Raw genomic sequence first — 12,073 nt, 5'->3', positions numbered from 1 at the left:
GCGGGACGTGAGCGGTTCGGCCACGCTGATAACCGTAGCCGTTCCGCGACATCTTCCGCTTGCAGCCGTTACATAACGTCATGGCGTGATCTACCATCACCCCCGCTACGTCTTTGTAGCAAAAACAATACATATAAGGGTAGATCCATGCAGTCCAACATTTGTCGTGGAATGCGACGCGCCGGGGTGTGCGCGCCGCAAGCTTCTGCTATCGCGCTCGGCGTCGCACTGCTATTTCCGATAGGGGCGTCCGCCGGCGAGTACTTCGCCTCAAACCTGGCCGAATTGCAGACCGCCATGGCGGCGGCCAATGCTGACGGGGACCAGAGCGCGGTCATTCGCCTGACTGCGAGCTTTACAGTGTCCGGTGTCCTGGCAGTTCCGGCCCCCACCAAGCCGATCACGATCGACACGAACGGCTTTGTACTCTCCAAGAATGATGCCGCCGTGGGCAACTTTGTCACGTCGACCGCGGCGCCGCTTATCTTTAACGGGAACTATGCCGGCACGGCCGGCGCCACGGCGAACACCGCGCTCGTTCTCAACGGCGGCGGCCAGGCTGTCATCAATGGCACCGTGACTGGCGGCGACTCCACGGTGGCCGGCAGCGGTGGCGGCGCAGCCGTGTCGGTGCTGGCCAACACCAGCCTGGTGAACAATGGCTCGATCAAGGGAGGCAGTGCGACCGGCGCCGATCTGAGCGTGAGCGGCTTGGGTTCCGGCGTGTCGCTGTCGACCGGGGCAAATCTCGTCAATTCGGCGACGGGTCTGATTGTGGGAGGCGATGGTACTGGCGGGGTGGCGGGAGTCGGCGTCAACGTGAACGTGACCACGGGCAGCAGCCTCGTCAACCAAGGCACCATTCGAGGCGGTGCCGACCTGAGCGGCGGCGCGGGCGGTGGCCGCGGCATCCGCTTCACGGGCGGTGTCAGGGCCTCGCTCGACAACTCCGGTCTTGTCGAGGGCGGGGTCGGCAACGTGGCGGTCTATGTTCAATCGGGCACGCCTTCCATTACGATCTTGAACTCCGGCACCATCCGCGCCGGCACCGGCTACGCGAATGCCATCGAATTTGCCACCGGCACAGGCGTCTCTGCGCTCGAACTGCAGGCCGGCTCCAACATCATCGGCAACGTGGTCGCCAGCGCCACCGATACCAACGACGCCTTCCGCCTTGGCGGCGCCACCAACAGCGTGTTCGACGTGTCCACCATCGGCGACGCGGCACAGTACCGCTATTTCGATACCTTCACCAAGACCGGCACCAGCACGTGGGCGCTGATCGGGACCGGCACGATGACCACGCCGTGGACGGTGGCACAAGGCACGCTGCAGATCGGCAACGGCGGCAACAGCGGCAGCCTGGCCAGCAATGTCGTCGTCAATGACGGCGCCACGCTGGCCTTCAACCGCTCGGACAGCTACACCTACGGCGGCATCGTCTCCGGTGCCGGCGGCCTGGCCCAGAACGGCACCGGCACCACGGTGCTGACGGCGGCCAGCTCCTACACCGGCCCGACCACCGTCAACCTCGGCACGCTGGGCATCGATGGCTCGATCGCCAGCCCCGTGACGGTCAACGCTGCCGGTACGCTGTCCGGCAGCGGCACGATCTTCGGCAATGTCACCAACAGCGGCACGGTCACGCCGGGCGGCGGCGCGGGCGTGCTGACCATCGCCGGCAACTACATCGGCAATGGCGGCACCGTGCGCGTGAATACGGTATTTGGCGGCGATAGCTCGGCCACCGGACGCATGGTGGTCACCGGCGACACGTCTGGCACCAGCCAGATCCGCGCCGTCAAGGTCGGCGGCACCGGCGCCCCAACCGTCGAGGGGATCAAGATCATCGACGTGCAAGGCGCATCGCATGGCACCTTCACACTGGCCGGCGACTATACCTATCAGGGCGAGCAGGCGGTGTTGGCGGGTGCATATGCGTATCGCCTGGCCAAGAACGGCGTATCGACGCCCAACGATGGCGACTGGTATCTGCGTTCGACGCTGGCCGAAACAGCCCCGACAGGCAACTCGGGCACGGCCACCGCTGCGGCCCCGCTGCTGGCCCCGACCGTGCCGCTGTATGAAGCCTATTCCAGCGTATTGCAGCGCTTCAACGAACTTGGCACGCTGCAGCAGCGCGTGGGCAATCGCTCGTGGTCCCCGAACGCCTCGGTGCAGGCCGAGCAGGACGCCGGCAAGCCGATCATCGGCCGCGGCGCGTGGGCGCGTGTGGAGGGCTCCACCACCCATGTCGACCCGTCGACCAGCACCACCAGCGCCAGCTACAACGTCCGCATGTGGAAGTTCGAGGGCGGTGTTGACGCCCCGGTCATCCAGAACGACGCCGGCACGCTGGTGGTAGGCCCCACCTTCCACTACGGCATCGCCAACTCCAACGTATCGTCGATGCTGGGCAACGGTTCGGTCGATGCGACTGGCTATGGCTTTGGCGGAACGGCCACGTGGTACGGCAACAATGGTTCTTATGTCGATGCCCGCGCAACGGTGACGTGGTACGACACCGATATCCGTTCGTCGACGCTGGCGACCAAGCTGGCGAATGGCAACCGGGGCAGCGGCGTGGCCACCAGCCTGGAAGCCGGCCACCAGCTCGCGCTGGGCGGCAACTGGTCGATCACGCCGCAGGCACAGCTCGCCTGGTCGCAGGTGCGGTTCGACGCCTTCACCGACCAATACGGCGCCAACGTGTCGCGCGACAACGGCAACAGCCTGGTCTCGCGCCTGGGCGTGTCGCTCAACCACGAGGCAAGGTGGGCGGCCGGCAACGGCAAGACGAGCCGCTCGCACGTCTATGGCATCACGAACCTGTACTACGACTTCCTGCACGGCACGTCGGCACGCGTGGCCGACCTCAGCGTCGTCAGCAAGGAACAGGCGCTGTGGGCTGGCCTGGGCATCGGCGCTTCGCTGAACTGGGATGACGACCGCTACACGGTCTATGGCGAACTGCTGGCGCGCACCAGCGTGCAGGACTTCGGCGACAGCAATGCAATCGGCGCCAAACTCGGCGTACGTTATCGCTGGTAACGGCGAATGGGGGGAGGGCCGGGCCCGTCTGGCGCCCTCCCTCCGCCTGAGAAAAACGGACCTGTCCCGCTGGTAACCCTACGCCGCAACCCCCTCCGCAATCTCCCCCAGCCCAATGACGACCGTGATATTCGGCGTCCAGTTCAAACGGTCCGTGTTCACTTCGGCAAACGTGCTCACCGTGGCGGCATAGCCCTGTGCGCGAAGGTCGTCGGCGAGCCGTTGAGCGCGGGGTTCCAGTGCCGATTGGGGGTTGTCTTCGTTGATTTCCAGCACCAGCGTGGTCTCGAACTCTTCCTTGCCCTTCTGGATCGCGCTGTGCATCGCCTTGAGCTGCTTGTTCGCGAGTGCGACGAGGCGGCTGTACCGGGATTCTTCCTGGCTGGCGCGCAGGGCTTTGGCGGCGTTGATGATTTCGGTGCGATCCACGAACATGATGGCCTTTTCGATGTGGGGTGAGGACGCGCAGCGCCAGAAACGGCAGCCACGAGATACTGTATAAATATACAGTATTCGTCATTTGTCCCGCAAGGTCGAAAAGCGGACGTCCCTTGCACCGTGCCGAATCCGCTAGAACGCCACGGTCACCGCGGCAATCACCACCTGCTCCTGCGACTTCGGGTTGAACCAGTACACGCTGCCGGTGACCTTGCCGTACGTGAGCTGCAGCATGCCGCCGCGCTGGAACTCGCGGTCGCCGCCGTAGATGCGGGTGCGCTGCGCGACCAGCCCCAGCCGCAGCCATTGCACCGGCCGGAAGCCCAGTTCGCTCCAGGCATAGGTATAGGGCGTGGTGGACCCCGTTCCCGGCAGGTATTCGGCTTCGATGTAGTAGTCGAACTTGCCGACCGCCAGGCTGGCCTCCACGCCGGCAATGGGGCCGTGGGCGCTGCCCGCCACGAATCCGACGATGGGCGTCACCTTGTACTGGATCTTCTCGCCGCCCGAGAACGACCAGCCGATAAAGCCGGACTTGGCGTCCAGCGCCTCGTAGTTGATGCGCGCTTCCAGGTGAAGCGCGCCACGGTCGGCGGCGAAGATGCCCGAGCCGTAGTTGCCTTCCTGCCGGGGCATGTTCCAGAAGCCGGTCGCCAGGAAGCTCCAGGCCGCCGGCGCGTCGCCGCTGGCGTCGGGCGGGTCGACGGCCACTTGCTGGGCCTGGACCCCGCCGCAGGCCAGTGCAAGGCCGACCAAGGCCCACCCCGCCCGCATCTCAGCCCCCCAGCGCGATGACCGCCGCGGTCACCGCCACGCCCAGCGCCATCATGCCGAACCCGGCGCGCCACGGGTTCATGCCGCCGTAGTGGCCCAGCGCGGCGCCGCCGACGAACAGCATGATCAGCGTCAGCACCCTCGACACGACGAGCGCCGTACCCACGTCGTGCAACAGCACGAACGGCAGGGCCACAGGAAACGTCGACAACACGACGATGCAGAAGATGCGGATCGCCGCCAGGCCATCGCGAAGGTTCAGCGAAGGCCGCGCCGCCACGGTGGCGCCCGCTGCCAGCCGCGCCCGCATTGGCTCCAGGTCGTCGTCGGCGATGTGCGGGTTCATGGCCGGAGGCAGCGCGTCGCGGATCGCCGCGATGCCGGTGGCCGGGTTGCCGTCCTGCACGGTGGCCGCCAGCTTCTGCAGCATGCCGCGCCCGGCGAGCGTGCGCACCAGGTACATGATGGCGTCGACCAGTCCCCAGGCGAGGTTGCAGCCCAGCGCCGCGCGCAGCATGGTCTCGGGCGTGTCAGACCCGCCCGAGGCCGAGGCGACGGCGCCCACGAACGTCAGCGCCATGTAGAGCCCGAAACACATTTCGGACACCCGGTCCACCACATCCAGGCCCGGCGCGGGCGCGGCGGCGGTGACGACTTGGGGCGGATGGACAGTCGGCATGCTCGTGCCTCCCCCAGGGTTCGGGAATCGACTCCGCACACGGTAGGCCGTTCGCCGCCGTCCATCCATTGGACCAAAGTCCCAGCGCATCCCGCCGCCCCTGTCGCATTCCGGATCGCGCGCCGTCGTGTTCCGGTTCGATAGCCCCGCACCCCGTGCCTAGACTGCTTGCACGTCAAACAAGGAGCCAACCCGTGTCGATCCTGTCCCTTCCCGCCAGCGCCGTGCGCCACGCCGCGCTGGCGCTCGGCCTGACCCTTGCGGCCAGCACCGGCGCCGCGCACGCCGAAACGTGGCCGGCGCGGCCCGTCGTCATGGTGGTGCCGTTTCCTGCGGGCGGCGGCACCGATCTCGTGGTCCGGTCGATCCAGCCGCAACTGCAACGCGAACTGGGCCAGCCCGTGGTCATCGACAACCGCAGCGGCGCGGGCGGCACGCTGGGCTCGGGGTACGTGGCGCGCGCCACGGCCGACGGCTACACGGCCGGCGTGGTGACCACCAGCACGCACGCGGTCAGCGTGGCGCTCTATCCCAAGCTGCCCTACCACCCCGCAAAGGATTTCAGCTATGCGGGCTTCATCGGCACGTCGCCGTACGTGCTGGCTGTCAACAACACGCTGCAGGCGCGCGATGCCAAGGCGCTGATCGCGCGGCTCAAGGCCGACAAGTCGCAGCACAGCTTTGGCTCGGTGGGCGTGGGCACCGTGTCGCACCTGATGGGCGAGCAGTTCCAGAAGCTGGCGGGCGTGCCGCTGGTGCACGTGCCGTATCGCGGTGCCGCGCCGGCCTATACGGACCTGATCGGCGGGCAGGTGCAGATCATGTTCGACAACCCCGTGGGCCTGGCGCCGTACATCAAGGCCGGCAAGATCACGGCGATTGCCACGACGGCGCCCACGCCGCTGCTGGCCGATGTGCCGACGTTCGCCAGCCAGGGCGTGCGCGACTTCGAGCAGCAGCTCTGGTACGGCATCGCGTTCCCGAAGGGCACCCCGGCGGCCATCGTCGAGCGCTTCAACGCGGCGCTGAACAAGGTGCTGGCCGACAAGGCCGTGGCCGACGACCTGGCCGGCAAGGGCGTGACGGCGCGTCCCGGTACGCCGGCCGCGCTGCAGGCGGCGGTCCAGAAGGACATTCCGTACTGGGGCGCGATTGCGAAGTCGGTGGGAGCCACGGGTGAATAAGGTGGACATGGTGCGCGTGTTCGTGCGCGACGGACAGGGCGGCAACCCGGTGCCGCTGGTGGCTGACGCGCAAGGCATGAGCGCGGACGCCATGCAGGCCGTGGCGGCCCGGCACGGGCACGAGTCGGCGTTTGTGCTGCCCGGCGCCAACGGTTGCGACTGGCGCTTTCGCTTCTTCGTGCCGCAGCACGAAATGGAAATGTGCGGCCACGCCACCGTCGGCACGCTCTGGGCGTTGCGGCAGTGGGGCGACTGGACCACGCCGACCGCGCGCATCGACACCCTGAGCGGGGTGGTCGAGGCGCGCTGGGACGAGGCGGGGCAGCGCGCATGGGTCTCGCAGCCCGCGGTGCGGACGCAAGCGCTGGCACCGGACCAGTGCGATCGCGTGGCGGCGCAGATGGGCCTGCCCGCCGGATCGTGGCCCGCCACCAACGCGGCCACCAGCCGGGTGAAGACGCTGGTGGAGCTGCCATCGGTTGCCGCGCTCGATGCCTTGCGTCCCGACTTCGCCACCATGGAAACGCTGTGCGCATCGATCGGTTCCACGGGCCTCTATCCCTATGCCTGGGGCGACACGCTGCCGGACGGCCGGCGCGTGGTGCATGCCCGCCAGTTCCCGAAGTCGTCGGGCTATCCCGAGGATGCGGCCACCGGCATCGCGGCCGCCGCGCTCTGGGGCTATCTGGCCGGCCAGGGCCTGCTGGGCAGCGCCGCCATCGCGTCGATTGCGGTATGGCAGGGCGACGCGATGGGCAGCCCGTCGGAGATTCTGGTGGCACCCCGGCTCGATGCACAGGGCAACACGGTGGGCTGCTGGCTCAGCGGTGCGTCGACGTGGGGCGGGCAATGAGCGGGCCCGCATCGGTTCGACCAGAATCGCCCGAATCCCGCCTGGCGGCAGTGGGTTTGGCCTTGCCGCCGGTGTCGGCGCCCCGGGGTCACTATGCGCCGTTCTGCGCGATACCGGCCGGCGCCGACGCGCAATGGGTGTCGATCTCGGGTCAGGTCTGCCGCCGCGATGGCGTGGCCATGGCGGGCGAGTGCCGGACCGATGATGACGTGCCTGCAGCCCGCCAGGCCGTGGAAGTCGCGGTGCTGAATGCGCTGGCCGCGTTGCGGCAGGCGTGCGACGGCGATCTGTCGCGCGTGATCCAGGTGGTGCGGCTGCGCGGCTTCATCCGCGCGGCGCCAAGTTTCACGCGGCATCCGGCGGTGCTGGACGCCGCATCGGCGGTGCTGCGCGTGGCGTTTCCGCACCAGCCCTTGCCGGCGCGCAGCGCGCTGGGCGTGGCCAGCCTGCCCGACTGCGCGTGGACCGAGATCGAGATCGACGCGCTGGTCGCGCGCGCCTGATCGATTGCAACGGGTTGGCTAGCCCGGCCCCGCCGTGTCGCGCAGCAGCCGGTGCAGGTGGCCGCTCGATGCAAAACCAAGCTGCACGCTGACGCTGGCCGCAGACCGGCCGGCAGCCATCATCGCCCGCGCATGCGCGGCCAGCACACGGCGGCGCAGGGCCACGGGGCTGGCGCCGCATTCGGTCTGGCACGCACGCTGCAACTGGCGGATCGAAACGCCCAGTTCGGCGGCCACCGCGTCGATGGTGGGCAGCGGCAGGTCGCGCTCCAGCGCCTGGCTGAAGCGCCGCAGCATGCGGCGGGCCAGCGATGCCGGCTCGCCGGGCATCGCCAGCGGGCGGCTTGTCACCAGCTGCTCGACGATGGCACGCACCAGCCACGCGGCGCTCGACGGCGTCACCGTCGGCGCCAGCAACGCTTCGAGCATCGCAATGGTCGGCGCGTCAAGGTGCATGGCGCCCATCCGGTGGCCGCCCGGCATGCGGTCTGGCGGCAGGTAGAGCTCGCCGTGATGCTGGCGCGCGTGTTCGGAGGCGGTGAGATGGGACGTCGATGCCGGCAGCAGCACAGCCGTGCCACGCACCAGCGCGGCGGCGTGCCGCGTATCGGGATCGTCCGGCGCCGCGTCCCACACGGCCTTGAGCCGGCCCATGCGCGGCCAGAGCAGCATGCCGCAGTCATGCGTATGCCATTCGCGCCGGAACGACGGCTGCCGGCTGTCGTGCAGCGCAAAACCATGCGTCGCGGTCAGGTGAAGCTTGGGAGACAGATGGGGGCGAGGAGTCATCGCGGCGATCCGGCGGGCGAGGGCGCTACGTGGCCGATCATACGCCGGTTGGCCTGGGCCGTCGCGGTTGCCCTGTCTGTGCGCTGCCCCACGCTGACGGGCCGGTGCGCCGCACGGCGTGGAAGCCATCGGCCAGCGCTTACAGTAAATTCCAAGCATCCGCGCTTGCCGCGCCTTGCCGGGAGACCACCGTGGGCAACATGCATGATCGCCGCCGCTTCCTGGGTGCCGCACTGGGCGGCCTGCTGATTCCCACCCTGCCGGCCTGTGGCGGCGATGACGATCCCGCGCCCGCGCCGGGTCCGGCACCGGTGCCGGACGCGCAGGTCTCGCAGGCCATCGCCCAGCTCGATACGCTGGCCAGCAACCTGATGACCCGCTCCGGCGTGCCCGGCATGGCCGTGGCCGTGGTGCGCAACGGCCAGACCGTCTATGCGAAGGGGTTTGGCCGCCGGCTGGTCAGCGATCCCGCGCCCGTCGATGCCGACACGGTTTTCCAGCTTGCCTCGGTCTCCAAGCCCATCGGGGCTACCGTGGTGGCGCGGCAGGTGGGCCGGGGCAGCATCCAGTGGGACACGCCGGTGGTCCGGCAACTGCCATGGTTCCAGCTATCGGACCCCGATTCCACCGCCGCGGTCACTGTCGGCGACCTCTATGCGCATCGCTCCGGCCTGCCCGACCACGCCGGAGACCGGCTCGAAGACATGGGCTATGACCGGCGCGAAGTGCTCACGCGCCTGCGCTACCTGCCGGTGCATCCGCTGCGCGCGGTCTACGAGTACACGAACTTCGGCATGACCGCGGCGGCCGAGGCCGTGGCCACGGCGGCCGGCATCGACTGGGCCACGCTGTCCGCGCAGGCAATCTACCAGCCGCTGGGCATGACCCGCACCAGTTCGCGCTACGCGGATTTCGCCGCGCGCGACAACCGCGCGCTCGGCCACGTGAAGGTCAATGGCGCCTGGGTGCAGGGCATGGGCACGATGCCGGACGCGCAATCGCCCGCGGGCGGCGTCAGCTCGTCGGTCAACGACATGGCGAAATGGCTGATCATGCTGCTGGCACGCGGCGAGTACGGCGGCCAGCGCATCGTCGATGCCGCTGCGCTGGCGCCCGCGCTGACGCAGCAGATGCAAAGCAGCCCGCCCGTCGATGGTCGGCCCGCCGGCTACTACGGCTACGGCTTCAACGTCGGCACGACCGAGCTGGGCCTTACCGCCTACAACCACTCGGGCGCCTTCGCGGTGGGGGCGGCCACCAGTTTCACCGCGGTGCCGTCGCTGAACCTGGCCATCGTCACGCTGACCAACGGCTATCCGATCGGTATCCCGGAAACGCTCAACGCCCAGTTCCTCGACCTGGTCCAGTACGGCGCTTTCCGCCGCGACTGGAACGCGATCTTCACTGAAGCCTTCGCGCCGCTGCTCGTCCCCGAGGGCCGGCTGGTGGGCCAGTCGCCGCCGGCCAACCCGCTGCCGGCGCGCGCGCTGTCCACGTACACCGGCACCTATCGCAACGACTACTACGGCCCGCTGACCGTGGCCGAGCAGGGCGGCGCGCTGGTCATGACGCTGGGCGCCCGGCCGCTGGTGCTGCCGCTGACCCACTGGGACGGCGACGTTTTCACCTTCACGCTCCACAACGAGAACGCCACGCCGGGGACGATCTCGCGCGCGACGTTCTCCAGCGACCAGGTCTGGCTGGAGTACTACGATCACGAGGGACTGGGGGTGTTTGTGCGGTAGGCGGGACGCTTGCCGGGGGACAGGCACTGGCCGGTTGCGGCTGCGAACGTCCCGATCCTCACCACCGCCCCTCACCCCCCGGCCTGCCCTGGCGGTGGGCCTCGAACCGTTCCAGCAGAAAGTCGACCAGTACCCGGATCCTGTCGGACCGGGAGCTGCTGCCGCTGTAGACCAGGTGGATGTCGGCCGGCGCGAAGTGCCATTGCGGCAGCACGCGGCACAGGCTGCCGTTGCGCAGATGGTCGGCGATGTCCCATTCCGAACGCACCACCAGCCCCTGGCCTTCCAGCGCCCAGATCACGGCCGATTCGCCGTCGTTGGTACTCATCGTGCCGCGCACCTTGACGGTCTCCTGCTGGGTGCCGTTGCGCAGGTGCCAGGTGCCGAAGGTCTCGTCCGCCTCGCGGATGAAGATGCAGCTATGCCGGCTCAGGTCGCGCGGCGTGGCCGGCAGGCCGGCGCGTGCCAGGTACGACGGCGCGGCCACCAGCAGGCGCCGGTTGTTGGCCAGCAGCCGGGCCGTGAGCCGCACGTCGGGCAGGTCGCCAAAGTGGATCACGGCGTCGAGCCCCAGTTCGGTCAGGTTCAGCGGCCGTTCGCTCAGGTAGAGCTGGATTTCGATCTTGGGGAACGCCTGCGCGAACGCGGCCAGCGCCGGGGCGATGTGCCGCCGGCCAAAGCCCAGCGTCGCGCCGATCTTGAGCAGGCCGTGCGGCGTGCTGCTGTTGCCGGCCACCGCCCGTTCCAGCGTTTCCAGTTCGGCCAGGATGCGGCCGCCTTCCACCAGGTACGACTCGCCTTCGGGCGTCAGGCTGATGCGCCGCGTGGTGCGATTGAGCAGCCGCACGCCCAGCCGCGACTCCAGCGCCAGCAGCCGCTTGCTGACGGCGGACGGCGTCACGCCCAGTTCCTGCGCGGCGGCAGCCATGCTGCCGAACCTGTTGATCGCCATGAAAAAGGCGACGTCCGAGAACGCGTCCATTGGTGAATTGCAGGCAAGAAAGATGTGATTCTGCCTAAATTATGTTTCTGGGGGCAAGTGCTACGATGCTTTCCACAACAACGACCCGGACGGAGACCCCCATGACATTCCATCGACTTGCGGCTGGCATCGCGTGTGCCGCCGCCATGAGCAGCGCGTTTGCGCAGTCCTTTCCCCAGCGCCCGGTGCGCCTCGTGGTGCCCTACGCCCCGGGCGGCAGCGCCGATATCGCCGCCCGCCTGATCTCGGATGCATGGGCCAAGAACCTGGGCGGCACGATCGTCGTCGACAACCGCGCGGGCGCGGGCGGCAACATCGGCGTGGACGCCGTGGCCAAGTCGCCGGCCGATGGCTACACCATCGGGCTGCAAACCGTGTCGCTGGCAATCAACCCGGGCCTGTTCCCGCGCATGCCGTACGACACGCTCAAGGATCTGGCGCCCATCGGCATGGTGGCCGGGTCGCAGCACGTGCTGGTGGTCAACAACAAGATCCCGGCCAAGAACCTGCAGGAGCTGATCGCGCTGGCCAAAGCCAGGCCGGACAAGCTGACCTATGGCTCGGCCGGCAACGGCAGCACGTTCCATATGTCGGCCGAGCTGTTCAAGTCGGTGGCCAATGTGTCGATCGTCCACGTGCCGTATCGCGGCGGCGGCCCGGCCCTCGTCGACACCATCGCCGGGCAGGTCGACATGAGCTTCCCGGTCATCTCGGCCGCCCAGCAGCATGTGCAGGCCGGCAAGCTGACCGCGCTGGCGGTGACCGGGTCCCGGCGCTCGCCGCTGCTGCCCAATGTGCCGACGGCCGCCGAGGCCGGCCTGCCGGGCTACAACTTCGAGACGTGGTTCATGGTGTTCGCGCCGGCGGGCACGCCCAAGCCGGTCATCGACAAGCTGAACGCCACCCTCAACGCCGCCCTGACGGCCGACGCCACCCGCGACCGCATGACCAAGGAGGGCTTCGATCCGATGCCCACCACGCCGGAAGCGGCACGCAAGCGGCTGGAGCAGGAACTGCCGGTATGGGCCCAGCTGATCCGGCAACGCGGCATTACCGCCGAATGATTGTGAAACAG

11 protein-coding genes are annotated in these 12,073 nt (G+C 68.5%); 6 read left to right on the top strand and 5 right to left on the bottom strand.

The features are described 5' to 3' along the window. The first annotated feature begins 147 nt into the window (after positions 1-147). Complete coding sequence (locus EHF44_RS20895; protein WP_124685624.1) at positions 148-3,051, top strand: autotransporter family protein; 2,904 nt, start codon at positions 148-150, stop codon at positions 3,049-3,051. Between the two features lie 78 nt (positions 3,052-3,129). Here EHF44_RS20895 and EHF44_RS20890 read toward each other — a convergent pair whose 3' ends face one another. From EHF44_RS20890 to EHF44_RS20880, 3 genes are all read right to left on the bottom strand, one after another. Further along, positions 3,130-3,486 carry a hypothetical protein gene (locus EHF44_RS20890; protein ID WP_253700304.1) on the bottom strand — a complete coding sequence of 119 codons (357 nt, stop codon included), beginning with the start codon at positions 3,484-3,486 and terminating at the stop codon, positions 3,130-3,132. A gap of 135 nt (positions 3,487-3,621) precedes the next feature. Next, complete coding sequence (locus EHF44_RS20885; protein ID WP_253700302.1) at positions 3,622-4,245, bottom strand: hypothetical protein; 624 nt, start codon at positions 4,243-4,245, stop codon at positions 3,622-3,624. A 19-nt stretch (positions 4,246-4,264) separates the two neighbouring features. After that, the gene (locus EHF44_RS20880) at positions 4,265-4,942 is read right to left on the bottom strand and encodes a VIT1/CCC1 transporter family protein (RefSeq protein WP_124685622.1); all 678 of its coding nucleotides are present in this window, start codon (positions 4,940-4,942) and stop codon (positions 4,265-4,267) included. Positions 4,943-5,142: 200 nt separating this feature from the next. On the opposite strand from EHF44_RS20880, the gene EHF44_RS20875 reads away from it, so the two are divergent. The 3 genes from EHF44_RS20875 to EHF44_RS20865 are packed head-to-tail and all read left to right on the top strand — an operon-like array spanning position 5,143 to position 7,482. Continuing rightward, on the top strand, positions 5,143-6,126 hold the full coding sequence (locus EHF44_RS20875; RefSeq protein WP_437340355.1) for a Bug family tripartite tricarboxylate transporter substrate binding protein: 984 nt from the start codon (positions 5,143-5,145) through the stop codon (positions 6,124-6,126). Between the two features lie 7 nt (positions 6,127-6,133). Further along, positions 6,134-6,979 carry a PhzF family phenazine biosynthesis protein gene (locus EHF44_RS20870; protein ID WP_124686709.1) on the top strand — a complete coding sequence of 282 codons (846 nt, stop codon included), beginning with the start codon at positions 6,134-6,136 and terminating at the stop codon, positions 6,977-6,979. A 50-nt stretch (positions 6,980-7,029) separates the two neighbouring features. Next, the gene (locus EHF44_RS20865; protein ID WP_253700299.1) at positions 7,030-7,482 is read left to right on the top strand and encodes a RidA family protein; all 453 of its coding nucleotides are present in this window, start codon (positions 7,030-7,032) and stop codon (positions 7,480-7,482) included. Positions 7,483-7,500: 18 nt separating this feature from the next. Here the strand turns inward: EHF44_RS20865 and EHF44_RS20860 are convergent, their stop codons facing one another. Continuing rightward, positions 7,501-8,271: an AraC family transcriptional regulator gene (locus EHF44_RS20860; protein ID WP_124685620.1), complete on the bottom strand. Its 771-nt coding sequence runs from the start codon at positions 8,269-8,271 to the stop codon at positions 7,501-7,503. A 200-nt stretch (positions 8,272-8,471) separates the two neighbouring features. Here EHF44_RS20860 and EHF44_RS20855 point away from each other — a divergent pair, with 200 nt between their 5' ends. Next, positions 8,472-10,016, top strand: coding sequence for a serine hydrolase (locus EHF44_RS20855; protein ID WP_124686708.1), 1,545 nt, complete (start codon positions 8,472-8,474; stop codon positions 10,014-10,016). Positions 10,017-10,074: 58 nt separating this feature from the next. Here the strand turns inward: EHF44_RS20855 and EHF44_RS20850 are convergent, their stop codons facing one another. Beyond that, positions 10,075-10,998, bottom strand: a complete 924-nt coding sequence (locus EHF44_RS20850; RefSeq protein WP_124685619.1) for a LysR family transcriptional regulator — start codon at positions 10,996-10,998, stop codon at positions 10,075-10,077. 101 nt (positions 10,999-11,099) lie between these two features. Between EHF44_RS20850 and EHF44_RS20845 the strand changes: the two genes are divergently transcribed. Further along, positions 11,100-12,062 (top strand): tripartite tricarboxylate transporter substrate binding protein, encoded by a 963-nt coding sequence (locus EHF44_RS20845; RefSeq protein WP_253700297.1) that lies wholly within the window; start codon positions 11,100-11,102, stop codon positions 12,060-12,062. The last annotated feature ends 11 nt before the right edge of the window (positions 12,063-12,073 follow it).

The sequence above is a fragment of the Cupriavidus pauculus genome, assembly GCF_003854935.1.
In the GTDB taxonomy this organism is placed as follows: domain Bacteria; phylum Pseudomonadota; class Gammaproteobacteria; order Burkholderiales; family Burkholderiaceae; genus Cupriavidus; species Cupriavidus pauculus_C.
The sequence above is the reverse complement of the archived record's forward strand: the minus strand, read 5'-3'. Positions and strand labels throughout refer to the sequence as shown.